At 39.8% G+C, this 20,222-nt stretch carries 15 protein-coding genes and 3 tRNA genes; all 18 read left to right on the top strand.

Annotated elements, in window-relative coordinates; all coding sequences use genetic code 11:
- Positions 1-191: 191 nt before the first annotated feature.
- Positions 192-2,018, top strand: a complete 1,827-nt coding sequence (gene recQ / locus P6940_RS07650) for a DNA helicase RecQ (protein ID WP_277293681.1) — start codon at positions 192-194, stop codon at positions 2,016-2,018.
- 331 nt (positions 2,019-2,349) lie between these two features.
- Complete coding sequence (locus P6940_RS07645; protein ID WP_038152982.1) at positions 2,350-3,141, top strand: thymidylate synthase; 792 nt, start codon at positions 2,350-2,352, stop codon at positions 3,139-3,141.
- Positions 3,142-3,639 carry a dihydrofolate reductase gene (locus tag P6940_RS07640; RefSeq protein WP_277293680.1) on the top strand — a complete coding sequence of 166 codons (498 nt, stop codon included), beginning with the start codon at positions 3,142-3,144 and terminating at the stop codon, positions 3,637-3,639. It abuts the gene before it with no gap.
- 14 nt (positions 3,640-3,653) lie between these two features.
- Positions 3,654-5,819: a Tex family protein gene (locus P6940_RS07635; protein WP_277293679.1), complete on the top strand. Its 2,166-nt coding sequence runs from the start codon at positions 3,654-3,656 to the stop codon at positions 5,817-5,819.
- Between the two features lie 165 nt (positions 5,820-5,984).
- On the top strand, positions 5,985-7,535 hold the full coding sequence (locus tag P6940_RS07630; RefSeq protein ID WP_277293678.1) for a DEAD/DEAH box helicase: 1,551 nt from the start codon (positions 5,985-5,987) through the stop codon (positions 7,533-7,535).
- Positions 7,536-7,826: 291 nt separating this feature from the next.
- On the top strand, positions 7,827-8,246 hold the full coding sequence (locus P6940_RS07625) for a Fur family transcriptional regulator (RefSeq protein WP_028257772.1): 420 nt from the start codon (positions 7,827-7,829) through the stop codon (positions 8,244-8,246).
- Positions 8,247-8,615: 369 nt separating this feature from the next.
- The gene (locus P6940_RS07620; RefSeq protein WP_038152978.1) at positions 8,616-9,461 is read left to right on the top strand and encodes a deoxyribonuclease IV; all 846 of its coding nucleotides are present in this window, start codon (positions 8,616-8,618) and stop codon (positions 9,459-9,461) included.
- A 92-nt stretch (positions 9,462-9,553) separates the two neighbouring features.
- Positions 9,554-10,717, top strand: coding sequence for an exonuclease SbcCD subunit D (locus tag P6940_RS07615; RefSeq protein WP_038152979.1), 1,164 nt, complete (start codon positions 9,554-9,556; stop codon positions 10,715-10,717).
- Positions 10,714-13,776, top strand: coding sequence for an AAA family ATPase (locus P6940_RS07610; RefSeq protein WP_277293677.1), 3,063 nt, complete (start codon positions 10,714-10,716; stop codon positions 13,774-13,776). Before P6940_RS07615 ends, P6940_RS07610 begins: the two co-directional genes overlap by 4 nt.
- A 107-nt stretch (positions 13,777-13,883) precedes the next feature.
- Positions 13,884-14,258, top strand: a complete 375-nt coding sequence (locus tag P6940_RS07605; RefSeq protein WP_028257768.1) for a VOC family protein — start codon at positions 13,884-13,886, stop codon at positions 14,256-14,258.
- A complete protein-coding gene (locus P6940_RS07600) occupies positions 14,258-14,995 on the top strand; it encodes a tRNA threonylcarbamoyladenosine dehydratase (protein ID WP_277293676.1) in 738 nt (245 codons plus the stop codon). The genes P6940_RS07605 and P6940_RS07600 overlap by 1 nt, the downstream gene beginning before the upstream one ends.
- On the top strand, positions 14,967-15,398 hold the full coding sequence (locus P6940_RS07595; protein ID WP_028257766.1) for a peptidylprolyl isomerase: 432 nt from the start codon (positions 14,967-14,969) through the stop codon (positions 15,396-15,398). The genes P6940_RS07600 and P6940_RS07595 overlap by 29 nt, the downstream gene beginning before the upstream one ends.
- A 53-nt stretch (positions 15,399-15,451) precedes the next feature.
- The gene (locus P6940_RS07590) at positions 15,452-16,072 is read left to right on the top strand and encodes a hypothetical protein (RefSeq protein ID WP_277293675.1); all 621 of its coding nucleotides are present in this window, start codon (positions 15,452-15,454) and stop codon (positions 16,070-16,072) included.
- A gap of 22 nt (positions 16,073-16,094) precedes the next feature.
- Entirely contained in the window at positions 16,095-16,931 is an 837-nt protein-coding gene (speE, locus tag P6940_RS07585) for a polyamine aminopropyltransferase (protein ID WP_028257764.1), read from the top strand.
- Between the two features lie 87 nt (positions 16,932-17,018).
- A tRNA-His gene (locus P6940_RS07580) sits at positions 17,019-17,094 on the top strand.
- Between the two features lie 26 nt (positions 17,095-17,120).
- Positions 17,121-17,195 (top strand) — tRNA-Gln (locus tag P6940_RS07575).
- 5 nt (positions 17,196-17,200) lie between these two features.
- Positions 17,201-17,276, top strand: a tRNA-Lys gene (locus P6940_RS07570).
- Between the two features lie 372 nt (positions 17,277-17,648).
- On the top strand, positions 17,649-18,935 hold the full coding sequence (locus P6940_RS07565; protein ID WP_277293674.1) for an ArsB/NhaD family transporter: 1,287 nt from the start codon (positions 17,649-17,651) through the stop codon (positions 18,933-18,935).
- The last annotated feature ends 1,287 nt before the right edge of the window (positions 18,936-20,222 follow it).

Raw genomic sequence — 20,222 nt, 5'->3', positions numbered from 1 at the left:
ACGTATTCTTATATTTTACCATAAATGGAATCAATACTAATACTGAATTATGAAAAATAATATTCCCTGCCGCAATTATTTTGTTTTATGATACAATATAGTTATTGTAGGACATAGGTGCATTCCTACGTTTGATACGGTTTGCCATCATCCTTGTGGATGGATAGATTAGATAGAAAGGTTGGTCATGCATGCGACAAGAGGCGATACAAATATTGAAAACCTACTTTGGCTACCCTTCCTTTCGAGCGGCACAAGAAGCACCAGTTACGTCATTGTTAGAAGGCCAAGATTGCCTGGCCATTATGCCCACCGGTGCAGGTAAGTCTATTTGCTTTCAAGTACCAGCAATGGTTAAAGAAGGATTAACACTCGTCTTTTCGCCACTTATATCACTGATGCAAGATCAGGTAGATGGCTTGCGGGAACAGCAAGTGCCAGCAGCATTTATTAATAGCACTTTAACACGAGAGGCGTTTAATCGCTGTATGTATGATATACGCAGAGGTCATACTAAGCTTGTGTACTTGGCGCCAGAGCGTTTAGGATCGGATACCTTCTGTCAGATTTTGCGTACCTTACCGATTTCTCAAGTAATTGTGGATGAAGCACACTGTGTATCGCAGTGGGGACATGACTTTCGTCCCGCGTATCGAGCGATTGGTGCTTTTTTAAAGACCTTACCACAAAGGCCTGTGGTGGGGGCTTTCACAGCGACGGCCACAAAAGAAGTAGAAATGGATATTAAGACCTCTTTGGGGCTAGAAACAGCGAATGTGTATGTCACTGGTTTTGATCGACCTAATTTATCTTTTCACGTGGTGCATACAAATCAGCGGATGAACTATATTCTTGACTATGTGACATGCCATGACCAAGAATCAGGTATCATTTATTGTTCTACCCGTAAGGATGTGGAACAGGTGTATGAAAGTTTGGTAAAGCAAGGCATATCTGCAGGGTATTATCATGGTGGCCTATCAGATGAAGTGCGCAAGGAACAACAGGATAAGTATGCGTATGAAAAAATTCAAGTCATGGTGGCGACGAATGCATTTGGCATGGGCATTGATAAAAGTAACGTGCGATATGTGTTACATTACCAAATGCCACGCAACATGGAAAGTTATTATCAAGAGGCTGGTCGTGCAGGACGAGATGGAGCACCAGCAGAATGCGTGTTGCTATATAGTGGCCGCGATGTAATGATTCATCGGTATTTGATTGATCAGTCAATTCAAGATACACAGAGACAGCATATTGAGTTGAAGCGCTTGCAAGCTATGATTGATTATTGTTTTTCTAGTACTTGTTTGCGGAAATACATGTTGCAATACTTTGGGGAACAAGTGGTTTGGAATCGCTGTGATAATTGCAGTAGTTGTAGGTCTAAGCATAGTACGAAAAATTTAACCACTGAGGCGAAAGCAATCTTTCATGCCATCGTGGCTACGGAAGAACGCTTTGGGGCGACGATGATTGCGAATATTGTGTGTGGTGTTAGAAACGATCGCATTAGGCGTGCAGGATTTGATCGATTGCCCGCTTTTGGCACGTTACGAACCATGGATAGCAAAGATGTTTTGGCGCTGATTAGACAGTTTATAGCATCGGGGTATATTCGTAGTTCTGTAGGGAAATATCCTATTTTAAGTGTAACGGCGGCGGCAGAAGACGTGCTATGTGGTCATAGAGAAGTTGAAGAAGTACAACAACAAGTTACGGCACCGTTGCAGGATAAAAGAGGTAGAATGAGCAGCATTTACTACGGACAGAAAAAGCGATCCAGTGCGGGACTATTTGAACACCTTCGTAGATTTCGGCAACAGTTGGCACAACAGGCAGGTATACCACCGTATTTAATTTTTCCCGATACGGTACTCATTGATGTAACTGCTAAAAAGCCGACTACCTTAGCAGAATTCTTTGCCATTAAAGGTGTAGGAGAGGCTAAATTAAAAAAATATGGTACCCTATTTTTGCAAGCGATTAGTGAATATACGAATAAACAATCGTAGAGTCAGTGCGTGAGAGTAGTAAGTTGGATTTTTTCTCGAGGTATAGGCTAATCATAGCAAACTATATGAACATAGAGATGACAAATAGTAGTGATTGAGTGAGATCAGTTCATTGTCCAAGGAAAACTTGCTCTATACGATTGTAATGGAATAGAAAAGGAGATATCCTTTTGTTATAATAGATATCTAACAAATCAAATAAGACTTTTTATGAGGTATCCATATAATAGTTTTTTCGCTTGTATACTGACTAGAGCGTTACGTAGTGCAAGGTTTGTAGTTACTAGAAAGGAGCATAGGTGATCCATGTAGGATTACCTAACACATGACCATGAGTATAGCAGATCAACAATATTTAGATATAATAGACCGTATTTTGACCAATGGGGTGCATGGTGATAATCGTACGGGAATTGGGGCGTATAAATTACCCCATCAAATTATGCAATTCGATTTGAGTCAGGAATTTCCTATTTTAACGACTAAATTTGTTGCTTTTAAAACAGCGGTGAAAGAATTGTTATGGATTTGGCAAAAACAGAGTAATGACGTACGCCTCTTGCAAAATATGGGCGTTAAAGTTTGGAATGAATGGATGCGAGAAGACGGAACGATTGGTAAGGCCTATGGTTACCAAATTGCTAAATACAAACAACTAGACCATCTATTAGACATGATACAACATGATCCTACCAGTCGACGTATGATTGTCACATTGTGGAATATTGATGATTTATCTGATATGGCATTGCAACCGTGTGCGTATGAAACATTGTGGGATGTGGGAGCAGGAAAATTAAATTGCATGCTCATACAACGTAGTGGTGATATGGGACTGGGGGTTCCGTTTAATACAGCACAATATGCGGCATTGGTACACATGATTGCTCAAGTTACAGGGTTACAGCCAGGCTTATTTACGCATGTTATTAATAATGCTCATATTTATGATAATCATGTGGACGTATTAGAAGAACAATTAAAGCGGCGTGATAAAGCATTGCCAGCACCTTCTATTTGGGTAAATCCAGACATTCATAATTTTTATGATTTTACGGCTGACGATATTCGTTTAGAAGGGTATGAACATTTAGGTAAGCTATCGATGGAGGTTGCTGTATAGATGATTAATATAATTGTAGCCATGGCTAAGCATCATGTCATTGGCAAGGATAATGCACTGATTTGGCATTTGCCCAATGATTTACAGTTTTTTAAAAAAATGACTACCAATCATGTTATTATTATGGGCCGTAATACATTTGAAAGCTTGCCTTTTCTATTACCGCATCGTGAACATTGGGTGCTTACGAAACAAAATGGGCTCATCGTTGATCATGAGAAGGTCCGTATCTTTCACTCTGTAGAAGACGTGATAGAAGCGGCACGTAAACTAGACACAGATGTGTACATTATTGGGGGCGCTATGATTTATCAGGCGTGTATGCCCTATGCGGATCGACTCTATATAACAGAAATCGATCATGAATTTGAAGGAGATGCCTATTTTCCAGCTATCGATACGGACATTTTTGAAAAAGTGTCGACTACGGAAGGTATCGTTGATGAAAAAAATATCTACCCTCATACATTTGTCACCTATGAAAGAAAGGCTCGTTAATTATGTGTAAAACCATGTTTACTATCATTGCAAAAGAGTTGCAAGTGACAAAAAAACAAGTAGAAGCCGCCATAGAATTAATGGATGCTGGCAATACAGTACCTTTTATTGCTCGTTATCGAAAAGAGGTAACGGGAGAATTAACGGATGAACAGTTACGCATCATTGAAACGCGTAGTAGCTATTTGCGAAATGTAGAAACCAGACGCCGCGAAATTATTAATTCGATTACTGAGCAAGATAAGATGACCGATGCGTTGTTGGCGCTTATAGAAAAAGCGGTGAAACTACAAGAATTGGAAGATTTATATTTGCCGTATAAGCAAAAGAAACGAACACGGGCATCCATAGCACGCGAACGGGGGTTAGAACCATTGGCGGCGTTGATGTTAGATGATTCGGTGACAACGGGTGACCCATTGATATTGGCGAAAGAGTACCTATCCGAAGCGGTGTTGACTGAAGAAGAAGCCTTGCAAGGAGCTAGCGACATTGTGGCGGAAACTATCAGTGATAGAGCTGATTTTCGTGCATATTTACGAAAACGGATGTGGCAGGAAGGTCATATTGTATCATCGTTGACGAAAGATGAAACGAACCAAGAGCGATTTTTGCAATATGCAGACTATACGGAACCGATTCATCATATACCGTCACATCGCATTTTAGCCATGAATCGGGGCGAAAAATTAGGTGCCTTAAAAATTACTATCACTGTGCCAGATGATATATATGTTACGTATATGATTGAACAAGTGACGACGAATGAACAATCGATTTTCTTTCCCTATAAGCGACTTGCTGTTGAAGATGCGTACAAACGGTTAGTGTTTCCTGCATTAGAACGAGAAATTCGTCACGATTTGACCACGAATGCCGACGAGCAAGCGATTAAAGTATTTGCCGTTAATTTGAAAAATTTATTGTTGCAACCACCATTGTCGGGTCATGTCATCATGGGCCTTGATCCAGGCTATCGTACAGGTTGTAAAATGGCAATTATTGATAAACAAGGAAATGTGCTCGATTATGGGGCATACTATTTGACTCATTCTGAACGGCAACGGATCGATGCACAAAAGAAATTAGCTCACTTAATAAAAAAATATCAAGTTACCCTCGTATCGATTGGTAATGGAACGGCCTCTTATGAAACAGAACAGTTTGTTTCTACTATGATTGAAGAGGAACAGTTAGATTGCCATTATATCATTACGAATGAAGCGGGTGCGTCTGTGTATTCTGCTTCGAAATTAGCACAACAAGAAATGCCTGATTTAGACGTGACTATACGCGGCGCTGTATCATTGGCACGGCGCGTGCAAGACCCTTTGGCAGAATCGGTTAAAATTGATCCTAAGTCGATTGGGGTAGGACAATATCAGCATGATGTGAATCAAAAACAACTTTCTCATACATTAGATCAAGTGGTAGAAACAGTAGTTAATCATGTGGGAGTAGAACTAAATACCGCTTCGCCAGCGATTTTACAACATGTGGCAGGTATTAGTGGAACGGTAGCTAATAATATTGTTGCCTATCGCCAAGAACATGGTACATTTACCAGTCGTAAAGAATTATTAAAGGTGGCACGATTAGGGCCTGCAGCATTTACACAATGTGCAGGATTTTTACGCATACAATCAGCATCGAATGCACTAGATGCTACATCGGTGCATCCAGAGTCGTATGCCTTAGCAGAGCGGATCGTAGACGAATTGGGATTTACTGTAGAGGATTTGCACGATAAAGAAGCGTTACAAAACCTACAAATTCGTCTACCTTTAGTTGATGTAGAACAGATGGCTCACACATTGAATGCTGGCGTGCCTACTGTGCGCGATATTCTAGAGGCATTGGCAAAACCAGGCCGTGATCCACGAGAAGATTTGCCTGCTCCATTAACGAGAAAACATGTGATGAGCTTAGAGGAAGTACAAGTAGGGACGATTGTAACAGGGACCGTTCATAATGTCGTTGATTTTGGTGCATTCATTGACTTTGGTATCAAAATCAATGGACTCTTACATCGCAGTGAATTTTGTAAACGCCAACAACATCCATCAGATGTATTAGCGGTAGGGGATATTGTGGAAGCGGTTATTATATCGGTAGATGTAAAACGCAATCGTATAGGATTGTCGATGCGTGAATTAGAAGCGGCTAAGAAAAAAGCATAAATGGCGTTAGTGAACCTACTATTTTGATAGACGGATAGCAGCATATATACTAGTTCTAGTAAGAATGTACAAAAAAATATGCGTGGTCATAGGGAAATTTATAGTTTTATGATATAATGTATAAACGTGCTTTATTTTGGCACTAGAGGAGGAAATAACTATTATATGTTAGAAAAATTTAAAGAATTACAAATTAGTGAGCCTATGTTACGAGCTCTCAATGATATGGGATTTGAAGAACCTACGCCGATTCAGGAAGAAGCGATTCCAGTTGCCATGAGTGGTGCCGATATGATTGGCCAAGCACAAACAGGTACTGGTAAAACGGCTGCCTTTGGATTACCCATTTTACATAGAGTGGATGAAACAGCACGAGAAGTGCAGGCATTAATTTTATCCCCTACTCGTGAATTAGCGATTCAAGTAGCAGAAGAGCTCAATAAAATGGCACAGTATACACAAATACAAGCGTTGCCAATTTACGGGGGGCAAGATATTAATCGTCAATTCAGAGGATTAAAAAAACGCCCTCAAATTATTGTAGCTACGCCGGGCCGCTTGATGGATCACATGGATCGGGGATCGATTAAATTTGATCATGTGAAAGCAGTCGTATTAGATGAAGCGGATGAAATGCTTAACATGGGCTTTGTGGATGATATCAATAAAATTTTAGGCTCTGTTCCTAAAGATCATCAAACTTTATTGTTCTCGGCCACTATGCCGAAAGCCATTCAAACATTAGCAGAAACCTATTTGACGGAACCAACACTGGTTAAAATGAAATCCACGCAAGTAACGATGGATTTAATTGAACAGTATTATATCGAAGTACAGGATCGCCAAAAATTTGACGTACTATGTCGTCTTTTTGATATGCAAGCGCCTGATTTAGCCATTGTATTTACACGTACAAAACGTCGCGTTGATGAAGTCACCGAAGGACTCAAAAAACGTGGCTACATGGCAGAAGGAATTCATGGCGATTTGTCGCAACAAAAACGAGATACTGTAATCCGTCAATTCCGAGAAGGAACCATTGATATTTTGATTGCCACCGATGTAGCCGCTCGTGGCCTTGATATTAGTGGGGTTACGCATGTATATAACTATGATTTGCCACAAGACCCTGAAAGTTATGTGCATCGTGTAGGTCGTACCGGTCGTGCTGGCAAAGCTGGTATTGCTAGTACCTTTGTGATTCCTCGTGAAATGGAACATTTGCGTGCTATTGAACGCTTAACAAAACGCAAAATTGCTCGTCGCCGTGCGCCTTCACTAGGTGAAGTATTAGAAGGACAACAGAAATTAGCGATTCAAAGCTTAATTTCTCTAGCCGATGAAAATGAAGTGTTGGCACCATTCAGAGCGAGTGCAGAAGAACTGTTAAATGATATTGATTCTGTAAGTTTAGTAGCGGCGGCCATCAAACTACTTACAAAAGAACCAGATCAAACACCAGTGTCGATTACAGAAGAAGCTCCACTTCGTGTGCGTAGAAGTCGTCGCCGTGATGGGGGCTCTAGAGATCGTCGACGTGATAGCCGTTCTCGTGATCGTCGCCGTGATGGAGATCGTCGCGATCGCCGCCATGGAGATCGCCGTAATCATGATAGAAATCGCAGTGGAGAACGACGTGATTATAGAGAACGTGACAATCGTGACCGCCAAGGAGAACGTAAACAGAGTACATTTAAACCATACTTTAAAAATTAACACATCAGTGTGAATGCTTAGCTAGATTGGTGATGAACCATGATGAATGCACATGATTCGATGCCTGCCGCAATGTATTAATTGTGGTGGTCGAATGATGTGCATTTCTTATTGTCATACTAGTAGTATAGGGAGTTTACTCATGATCAATCGTTGACATGGAATGACTTATTTTTATTTGTATTGCATGATGAATACGTCAGTGATATAATAAATAATAATTATTGATTGATAATGTTAGGCTCCTAAGAAGAGAAATGTATGTATTCCAAGTGGAAGAAAGGATGTATTATGGATATTGCTCAAGTTTTACGAGGAAAGGGTTTTAAAGTAACGCCGCAGCGGATAGCCATTTATCAAACATTAATAGAGAGTAAAAACCACCCTACTGCTGAAATGATTTACCAAAGTTTGCGCGTTGCCCATCCTACTATGAGTTTGGCTACGGTCTATAAAACTATGGAAATTTTTGAAAAAATTGGACTTGTTAAAGTATTAGATGTAGGCGATGATTGCAGTCGTTATGATTGGGATACGAATAATCATCCTCATATTCGCTGCACTGTATGCAATAAGGTAGAAGACTTAGAGGGTATTAATATGCATGAAGTGTCAGAGATGGTAGAAACAACGAGTGAATATACGGTAACGGGACAACAAATATCATTTGAAGGTGTTTGCCCTATGTGCCTTAAGAAGAGTAGCCACTAAATGGAGTGTACTTTTTAGTAACTTTGGTTGCTCTCTTCTATGATAATTAATAGACAGATTGATAAGCGTTTTATGGAGGTATGGCGCCATCCATAAGACGCTTATTTATTCTTTTACAGGCTATAACGATAGGGTGTTTTTTACACTAACCATGTTGTTACAGTGATTTGTCGCAAATATATGGTACAACCATATATACCAAGGTAAAATTTTTGGTACAATAGAATCAGAAATGTTCCTAGCGCTATGAGTTTTATAGTAGTAAGGTATAGTGTCACATCACATCGTACTATACATACTAGGAGCGATAAGAAAGAGTACATCATACAGTACATCGTATTTAGTAGGATACAAATAAAAGGAGTCAATATGTTTACAATCGGTTGTCACTTATCAATTAGCAAAGGGTATTTGCATATGGCCCAAGAGGCTACATCCATCGGGGCTAATACATTTCAATATTTTACACGTAACCCTCGTGGTGGCAAGGCGCGCGCTTTCGACGAAGCAGATATGAAAGCGTTGGTGGCGTATATGAAAGAACACGACTTTGGGAAAATACTCGGTCATGCTCCGTACACGATGAATGCCTGTGCCAAGGATGAAGGATTGCGTAATTTTGCATTAACCTCTATGCGAGAAGATTTAGAACGGTTAGAATACGTGCCACATCAGCTATATAACTTTCATCCAGGCAGTCATGTTAAACAAGGCGTAGATATCGGCATTGATTATATTGTAGATATGTTAAATAATGTATTATTTCCAGGTATGAAGACAACGGTTCTATTAGAAGTGATGGCGGGAAAAGGAACGGAAATTGGATCGACCTTTGAAGAAATTGCCCGCATTATTGATGGGGTCGCTTTGAAAGACTATATTGGCGTATGCGTTGATACATGTCATATTCATGAAGGTGGATATGATGTGATTGATAATTTTGATGGAGTTTTGGATCAGTTTGATAGATTGATAGGCTTGGAGCGATTGCAAGCCATACATCTGAATGATTCTAAGAATCCAAGAGGGGCTCATAAGGATCGGCATGAAAAAATTGGGGAAGGACATATTGGATTAGAGGCGATTAGCCACATCATTACCCATCCTAGATTACAAGGCGTTCCATTCTATTTGGAAACACCGAATGAATTGAGTGGTTATGCAGAAGAGATTGCTTTGTTACGCCGTATCTATGAAGACGTATATGGAAAGTAATTGATAGGTATACATAGTATGTAAAGCTCATGGTAGAGCATTTAAAATCTAGTAGATAGGATGAAAACATAGGAAGGAAAAGAAGTGTTACTATGCGCATATTACACACAGCCGATTGGCATTTAGGACGCATTTTTTATGCCCATCATTTAACGGATGACCAGGCCTATGTATTAGAGCATCAATTCTTTCAGATTATAAAAGAAGAAAAGATTGATGTGGTGATTATTGCAGGCGATGTGTTTGATCGCTCGGTACCTCACGTAGAAGCGGTACAACTGTGGGATTTAGTCATCACTAAATTAGCCGTTGAATATGGAGTACCTACTATTGTGATTGCAGGCAACCATGATGGGGGAGAGCGTTTGGAAGTGGGGCGTCATGTATTAGCATCTATGGGATTACACATTATAGGATCGCCAGAAGAGAAGGGGAAACCTATCGTTATATCTGATGTGTGGGGAGATATATCTTTTTGCCCTATGCCCTATGTGGAACCGGCTGTAATACGCGATGTGTTGAGTAGAGAAAACAGTGCAGCGTGCACTATGGACTATAACGAGTTATATGCATTGTGGATTCAAAACTATTTGCAAGCGATTCCCGCATCACAAAGACGCGTGGCGATTGCCCATGCCTTTGTCACAGGTGGTGTTCTTGGTGGTTCTGAAAGAACGTTAGCGGTGGGTGGCACAGAAAATATTAACAATCACCTCTTTGACGCCTACCAGTATACGGCACTAGGCCATTTGCATGGACCGCAGACCGTTGGTAGTCATCGTATCCGTTATAGCGGGTCTTTATTAAAATATTCCTTTGATGAATATCAACAAGAGAAAAGTTTTTCTATTATTGATATGGATGAGCATGGAGAAGTTACTGTATCACTCATTCCCATTGAACCTAAACATGATGTGGTCGTGGTAGAAGGTTATTTAGATGCAATTTTACAAGATAGAGCGCTACATGAGCAGTATGAGAATGATTATGTGTTGGTGCAATTATTAAATGAAGCCCCTGTTATTGATGGCATGGCACGGCTTCGTAACGTGTTGCCTCATGTGATGGCGATGGAATTAACGGGGCGTATGGTAAAAGATGAGGCCGTTGACACTGATACTATCTATGGAAAACTTGATGAACGACAACTATTTGCACAATTTGCAGAAACCGTTTGGAAAGAGCCGCTAACTAGAGAACAAGAAACCTATATAAATCAAATATGGGACTTGATTGTTAAGGAGGAACGTTCATGAAACCGATACGACTGGTCATACAAGCCTTTGGGCCGTATAAAGATAGAGTTGAACTAGATTTTTCCTCCTTAGAGGACCATACTTTATTTTTAATAACTGGACCAACGGGGGCAGGAAAAACTTCAATTTTAGATGCTATGGTATATGCCTTGTATGGGCAAACGAGTGGCTCTCTACGTGACGGCGCCGACATGCGAAGCGACTTTTCGGATATAGATACGGCCACGTATGTATCGTTTACTTTTTCTATAGGGCAGACGAAGTATAAAATAGATCGAAGCCCCAAACAAATGGTAAAAAGGAAACGCGGTCCTGGATTGAAAGAACAAAGTGCCAGTGCTAGTTTATATAGGTGGAAAGAAAATGAACATGACTGGCATATGATTACCTCTAGTAGTCAAGTATTAAAAGAACGGGTGCAAGAAATTATCGGATTTCGCGCAGATCAGTTTTTACAAGTTGTTCTATTACCACAAGGCGAATTTCGTAAATTGCTAGTAGCGTCTACGACTGAACGAGAAGAGTTGCTTCACAATTTATTTAAAACGGAAATTTACACCCGATTACAACATGTGCTGAAAGAACGATTTGATGCGGCCTATGAAGAGGCTAGTGAATTGGTACATCAAGAAGAACGACTCTTACAACAAGAAGGTGTGGGAACACTGGGTGAGTTAGAAACGCATGTTACGGATTATAAACATCGTGAAACAAGTTTGTTACAAACCTTGAAGCAAGCCGATGCATTATTACAAAAGGCGACTTGTAACCGCACTAGTTGGATGGAGTATACAAAAATTCAAAAAGAGTTAGAAGGCTATGAAGAAATGCATCAGAAATTGATGCGTGAAGAGAACACGATAGAGGCTCTTAAAAATAAATTACGTGTACTGACGCAATTAAAACCGATTATAGAGGTGATGGAACGCACTTTAGAAGAGGAAAAACAATGCGAGGCGTGGAAAGAACGAAAGCGACAATTATTTGATGAAAAAGAAGAATTGAAGATCATAGAAAAAGACGTGTTGACCCGTGAACAGGCTTGGCAAGAACAGCAATCAGCATGTCAAAAGGCAACGCTACGGTTGGGGCAATTACAAGATAAAGATAGTGGCGTAGCACATCTAAAACGATTAGAAACACTTGTAGAAGAGAAAGAAAAAGAACGAATTGCAGTAGAAAAAAAGCTTTCAAAGGAAAAAGAATTACAAGTGGCTGTGACAGAAACCATGGAGAAAGAACGAGCTGCATTAGATAAGGTGGATGCGTGGTTATTGGCACATAGAGATGATGCTAAGTTGTGGGAACAAGAAAAACAGCGACATCATAGGCTTAAGGAATTGATACAGTGGAAAAAAGAGAAAGAAAAAGCAATAGCGGAATATGATACTGTAACGCATGAGTTATCCGCCATGGAAGAAACACTGCTACAAACAAAGCATGAAGCAGCACTTTTTCAGCAAGCATTTCAATTGGCGCAAGCCTACCAATTATCGACGACACTAGCGGAAGGTGAGCCTTGTATGGTGTGTGGTGCAGTCCATCATCCACGATTGGCAGTGAAACCAGAGGCAACACCTACAAAAGTAGAAGTGGATAAGGCATATACAGATGTACAAACGTTGCAAGCACGCATATGTCGAGAACGGGCGAAATGTGAGGGCCTAGGGCGACGACAACAAGATGTTGAGAGGCAGATAGAATCTTGCTTAGAGGATTTGGACATATCTTCTGTTGCTATAGCAGATGAATCCTTGCGCAGTTGTGAAGCGATGTTAGATACGCTAGCTAGGAGTAATGAAGAGTGGAAAGTGCAAGAAGCACAACGCGACTTGTATAGGAAAGAGCGAGAGGCACATGGGCAAGAGAAAGACGCGTATCAAGTGGCAATACATCAATGCTTATTAGACATAGAACGACTAGCCACACAAGTGAATACTATGCAAAAAGAGTTAGAAGAACGGTATCAGCAATTAGGGTTGACTGGTGATGATGCCTATGAAACTATTGTGGATGAATTGAAGAGAACAATCGACGCCCATGAACGAGAAGGTGTAGCTATTAGGAAAGAACAAGAGCATATCATTTCATCTATGACTAAAAATGATACGGAGCAAGCAACGATTGATGAACAAGTCAGGGCTATATCAGAAACCATAGAAGACCATAAGAAAACCTATTTAGAAGCGTTGAAACATCTTGGCATTTCTGAAGAAGCGATTGCTCTTTATAGGTCGGAAATGGAGTTGGTATCATCGTGGCAAGAGACAATTCAGACCTATGAAAAAAGTGCTCATGAGAATCAAGCATTAATCCATAGTGCTAAGGAGCGATTAACCCGTGTAGAACTTCCAGAAACAATGATAGACGATGATGTATATAAGGCGTTACAAGAAGAACGAGATGCGGCCTATGGAGCTATTACTACGCATCGCATTGAGTGCGAACGGTTAGAAAAAGTGGTTCATGAACTACAGACCTTACAAGCATCACATCATCTTCAAACAGAACAATTAGCATTTATTACACGATTACATGAATTGGCTAACGGAGGTGTGTCTGGTTTGCGTGGCGTCACGTTTGAACGCTATGTGTTAGGAGCTATTTTAGATGAAGTGATGTATGCGGCCAATGAACGGCTTCGTAACGTCAGTCGTGGTCGCTATGAGTTACAACGTGACACGTCTATAGGTGGTCGTGGTGGTCGAGGTCTTGATTTAGTCGTTCTCGATACATATACAGGCATGCCACGTCCAGCCAATACGTTATCGGGCGGTGAAATGTTTTTGGCCTCCTTATCCTTGGCCTTGGGCTTAGCTGATGTGATTCAAAGTTACGCAGGAGGCATACATATGGATACTATGTTTATTGATGAAGGCTTTGGGACGCTTGATGCGGAAACGTTGGAAATTGCTTTGGATACATTAGTTTCTTTGCAAGCCAGTGGCCGTTTGATCGGCGTCATTTCTCATGTGGCAGAATTGAAAGAACGCATCCCAGCTCACTTGGTCATCACTCGATTAGCACAAGGCAGTACGGCTCAATTTCGAGTTAGTTAGTAATACAGCCGTTGTTATAGGAACAGCGACCCTAGTTCATCGTATTGATTCAGAAGTATAAATGTGATACGATACTATCACTAATTATTGAAAAGAGAGGAACTAGCATGAAGATTTCTTTTGCACATAATAATATTAATGTAAAAAATTTAGAATCCAGTGTAGACTTTTATAAAAAGGCACTACACTTAGAAGAAGTGCGACGCCTTGAAGCACAAGATGGATCGTTTATATTGGTGTATTTAAAAAGTCCTTATACGGCCCATGAGTTGGAATTAACTTGGCTCAGGGATCGCACCACACCGTATAATTTAGGAGACAATGAGTTTCATTTGGCGTTCACCGTAGACGATTTTGACGAGTTGCATGCCCTACATGAAACGATGGGGATCATCGTCTATGAAAATAAAGAGATGGGGATTTATTTTATAGCGGATCCCGATGGATATTGGACTGAGATTTTACCGGGAGATAGATACTAATGGCAGAACATATGCTTACTCGCCTAGAATGGATGGTGGGAACAGAGGGCATTGATCGATTGCGTCGTGCCTCAGTAGCATTATTTGGCTGTGGTGGCGTAGGGGGATTTGCCTTAGAAGCCTTGGTGCGATCGGGCGTAGGACGCATTGTGGTGATTGATGGCGATGCAGTAACGGCGAGTAATGTGAATCGACAAATTATAGCCACCTCGCAAACCATTGGCCGAAGAAAAACTGATTTGGCGAAAGAACGAGCTTTAGCGATTAATCCAGATGTAATTATTGAAGTTCATGATATAATATATACAGCACATGAATATCCTGATTTTATTGAAACCTTACAGGTCGATTATGTGATCGATGCCATTGATATGGTTTCGTCTAAGATTCATATCGTAGAAACGTGTCAACGATTGGGTATTCCTGTTATCTCTTGCATGGGAGGAGGCAATCGGCTTCATCCAGAACAACTAGAAATAACAGATATTAGTAAGACCTATATGTGTCCATTGGCTAAGGTGATGCGTAAAGAATTAAGAAAGCGAGGCATCACAAAGCAAACAGTTTTATTTTCCACAGAACCACCGATTAAGCCTGTATACCGTGAAGAGGGGACAAAAAGTCCAGCGTCGTGTGCGTTTGTGCCATCGGTGGCAGGGCTAATGCTAGCAGGATATGTGGTTCGAGAATTTTTGGAGGTACCAGACCATGAAAAAAGCAATTATTCATATGGCTAAGGGTGATATTACTATTGAATTATTTGATAAGGAAGCACCGAATACAGTAGCCAATTTTACAAAATTAATCAAAGAAGGGTTTTATGATGGACTAACATTTCATCGTGTTATTCCTGGATTCGTTGCACAAGGCGGTTGCCCTAATGGCAATGGCACAGGGGGACCAGGCTATACAATTGATGATGAATTAATTGGCAATCCTCATAAACATGAACGAGGTGCACTATCTATGGCTCATAGAGGTCCTAATACAGGTGGTAGCCAGTTCTTTATCGTGTATGAACCACAACCACATTTAGATGGAGTACATACTGTTTTTGGCAAGGTAGTCGATGGGATGGATATTGTCGATGCCATTCGCCAAGGTGAACATATGGAACATGTAGAAGTAGTAGAAGACTGATTGTCGTAGAAAGGCGTGTGTACACATGCCTCTCTGTATAGGAAAGGCCATACATGATAGATATAACATTACAACACTTGGCATGGTTAGAAATCGTAGATGACGATAGAATTTCCTATGGTTATAATCAAGAATGGTTTAATGGTGAATGGCGACGACTAGCGGGCTGCGGACCAACAGTGGCGACTATGATGGTGAGTTATATGGCTCTGAAAGAAGGATGGTTGCCGATAGAAACAGCGTCTGATAAAATGCAGGCCTTAGGGCGCATGAATGAAGTTTGGGACTATGTTACACCTCGGTTTGGAGGAGGCTTATATAAAGCGAGCTGGCTAGCAAGTGGCGTAAAGCGGTATATGAAGGAACATCAGTTACCAAATCAGACCAAGATGATAAGTATATCGCCATTTCTTTCCCGACGCCCTAGTGTTGACGTAGTACAAGCGTTTATCAGTCATGCTTTAGTGAGTGACGTGCCGGTAGCATTTTTGAATCGCCATAAAGGACGGGAATCATCGCTATGGACATGGCATTGGGTGTTATTAGTAGGTATATGCGAAGTGGACGGCGATATACGGTGCCACATTCTTGATGAAGGCGAGCAACGTGAATTTTCTTTGTCGAATTGGTTGCAAGATACCCTATTAGGTGGCGGCTTTGTATATGCGTATTGATTATGAAAGTAAGGAGAAACGTATGTCTGAATGGATTACAGAGGAACAAACACCTCATTTACGGTTAAGTGCAGAAATTGATAAAGTATTATATTCTGGTAACTCTGAATTTCAAAAAATTGAAGTAGTACATTCGAAAGAGTATGGAAATATGCTGGCTTTGGATGGCGTATTTCAAACATCGGAACGAGAAGAATATTTTTATCATGAAATCATTGCCCATGTACCACTATTTTTACACCCTAATCCTAAACGGGTATTGATTATTGGCGGCGGAGATGGCGGTGTAGCCAAAGAATGTGTGCGTCATAGCTGCGTTGAAGAAGTAACGATGGTAGAGATTGATGGTAAGGTTGTTGAATTGGCAAAACAATATTTACCTACTATATCCCGTGCTATGAAGGAACAACATCCTAAATTGACAGTGACTATAGGTGACGGCATCGCATTTATGGCGAAAGCAGAAAACTATTATGATGTCATCATTGTTGATTGCTCGGATCCGATTGGGCCAGGCAAAGGATTATTTACGGAAGAGTTTTATGCTAATACAATGAAAGCATTAAAAGAGGATGGCCTATTTGTGCAACAAACAGAATCTCCATTTTTACATCAATCTTTAGTGGCAGATGTGTTCTCGTATGTGGGCAGACATTTCCCAATTACGCGGTTATTCATGTCGTATATTCCTATTTATCCATCAGGTATGCATTGCTTTACGATGGGGTCTAAAACCTATGATCCATTAGTATGGAAACCGAATCGCCCATTAGACATGGACATGCAGTATTACAACTACGATATTCAAAAGGCCGTATTTGCGTTACCTAATTTCGTGAAAAAATATTTGAAAATATAGTAAAAAATAGTGTTGACAGTTAGGTTGAATCAGAGTATAATTTTTATTGTTGCTAAACATTGAGCTTAGCAATAAACCTACTAGGTGGTGGGTATGGTGAAGCGGTTAACACGGCGGATTGTGGCTCCGTTACGCGTGGGTTCGATCCCCACTACTCACCCCAATACCTAACGTGTAGGCAATCATTGTAGGGGTGTCGCCAAGTGGTAAGGCAACGGACTTTGACTCCGTTATGCGCTGGTTCGATCCCAGCCACCCCTGCCACATACGGTTCACTAGCTCAGTTGGTAGAGCACCTGACTTTTAATCAGGGTGTCCCGAGTTCGAATCTCGGGTGAGCCACCAAATATAAGCGATGGAAGTAATTCCATCGCTTTTTTCGTATATCTAGATTGTGGCGGTTTTAATCTGTAACTTACACATCATCTTGTATGGCGTGATTTGCATAATTGGGGTTATTCTTTTAATAATTCATGGGATTAAATTTGCAACATGTTTTGTCCTATAACCCAGGGATTAGATGTATAGCGCGTTTGGTCTTATACCTTCTCTTAGGGGACAGAAGAAGATGAATTTTTCTATTATAGATATAAGAGATTTTTAATTTTACCTAAAAATATGCTATGATGAGTACAGGGTTTCATTGCAAATCTTTTCAATGATATAAAAGTTAATTGAATAACGGTTAACTTTGCAATTTGATAGAGGAGTATAGTTATGAATTCTGAAATTGCATTTTGCGCATCAATTGTTATATTTATACTGACTTATGCACTCATTGTTTGGGATAAATACCCACGAATGATTGTGTCATTAGGCGGCGCAATTATTATGATTGGTTGCGGATTTATCTCTCAATCTACGGCTATCAAAGAAGCAATCGACTTTAATACACTGGGATTACTAGTGGGCATGATGTTGATTATTGCGATTACTAGTAAGTCTGGTTTATTTCAGGCAGGCGCCTTGTGGGCAGCTCACGTTACAAAAGGAAGTCCTTCTAAGCTTTTGTTTTTGCTGTCAGTTATTACTGCAGTAGGGTCAGCTTTATTTGATTGCGTAACAGCGGTGTTATTGATTGCTCCTGTTACGTTGACTTTGGCAGACCGATTAAAAGTGAATGCGTTTCCATTTTTGATGACTGAAATTTTGGTGTCCAATATTGGCGGTACCGCGTTGCTTGTTGGTAATCCTCCTAATGTTATGATAGGTAGTGCTACAGGACTTACGTTTAACGACTTTTTCTTTGCCTTAGCGCCCATTTGTACAGTAATCGTCTTGGTGGTTATTCCTATTCTTATTTTCTTGTATAGAAAAGATTTACAACCACATCCAGAAACTAAGGCGGCTATCATGAAAATATCCTATAAAGATGCTATTGAAGATGGGACATTACTAAAAAAATCTTTATTTGTCTTAGCCCTTACCATCGGTGGATTTGTGTTACATCATGTGTTAGGATTAGAAACTGCAACCATTGCTATGGGCGGCGCCGTTTTACTCATGGTAATTGCTGATATTAAACCTCGTGAAGTACTGCATTTGGTAGAGTGGCCGACAATCTTCTTCTTTCTAGGATTATTTGTCGTAGTTGGCGGTTTGGAACAAACTGGAGTTATGGCCTATTTAGCTGAAAAAGTAATTGCTGTTACTGGTGGTGATTTAGAACAGACCGTTTTCTTAGTATTGTGGCTCTCGGCGATTGCGTCAGCGTTTGTTGATAATATTCCTTTCGTGGCAACTATGATTCCTATGTTACAGGAAATGGGGCATATGACAGGTATGCCGATGGAATCTGTTTGGTGGGCCTTGGCCATGGGGGCTTGTTTTGGCGGTAACGGCACTATGATTGGGGCGACACCAAATTTGGTAGTAGCTAATATTGGTTCCTTACATGGATTGCGATTTACCTTTATTGAATATATAAAATTAGGCTTCCCACTAATGATTCTTAGCGTATTGATGGCGCATATCTATTTATACTTAGTATATTTTGCCTTTTAATGCGTAAGATATCATATTAGAATGATTGAAAGTTGATGACATGATAGAATCTAACGATTGTATCATGTCATTTTTTATACCTTACGACTATGCATAGTAGTGGATGCGCACATGAGATATTTGTTGTGAAAGTTATGTATTAGCTTACATGATAGGTTAAGAATGTAGCAACATGGATCTATAACAATATAGAAAAATAGGTCTTTACCATGTAGATGTGATGTTATAGGCGTGTAATAAGATGATAGTATAAAAATGTAGAAAATGATGGTAAGTAATGTGTTATTTTAGTGGCGTTGCCTATACTATAACGTGTCATACTAGAAAGTAATGAGCATAGCAATGGACATAATTGCTATATTGCGTGGGCGTTGAAACAGTTCTCCCAACCTTAAATGAAGCTGGTGTTACTGCTATATATTGTGTGTGCGTTGAAACGGTAGAATTTGTAAATCTTTTTACTTCACTATTTATTTTCTATCGTGTGAATGTTGCGATAAGTTAGCTGCCTATATATTTGTAGCCCGCCTATTTCATATCTGCGTAGGTGTTAAAGCAAAGTGTTACTGACATCGATAGTAAATAGCCGTATCATCATACATGTACATTGATTTTGATGAGCACTATCTTTTGCATGATGGAGAAGAACTGATAGTAGTAATCGACTACTTTACTACATGCATGAGATGAGTATAGAAAAGATTTTTGAAAGTAGAGAATTGCATACAGGGAAGAACATTATTTTAATACGATACGTTACGATGTAAGAGTGAAATTGTATAGAACATAAGAAATATTAATAAAACGAAGAAAGAAAAAATGTGGAATCGTATATAGTATAAGGAGTAAATACACATTGTACATGTGTATACTGGTAGGTGTCCACTAGAAATGATGATGTTCAAATTTTATTGCTCTATGCAGACTATATAAGTTAGAATTTGAAGAATCGTGAAATCAGTTGATATAGTATGATGAAATCCTCTAATATACTATATATAGATGTAGAGAAAAAAGAATGATAAAAGGTGAAAAAATTTGGCGAATTTCTGTAAAATTTTGTTGACATAAAGGTAGTGAAACTGTATAATTTAAAAAGTCTTTAGAGGAAATATTTTAAAGGCAGTAGCAAGTAATTGAGGTGTTAGATTTGTTATTTTTGAATAAAAAATCATTGACAAACAACTAACAATCAATTATAATAAACAAAGTCATCAGAAAATGATGGTTATACAGATTTTTGAAAACTGAACAATATAAGGTAAACATTACTAAGTAATGTACATA

This window comes from Veillonella montpellierensis (assembly GCF_947090115.1).
Taxonomy (GTDB): domain Bacteria; phylum Bacillota; class Negativicutes; order Veillonellales; family Veillonellaceae; genus Veillonella; species Veillonella montpellierensis.
The sequence above is the reverse complement of the archived record's forward strand: the minus strand, read 5'-3'. Positions and strand labels throughout refer to the sequence as shown.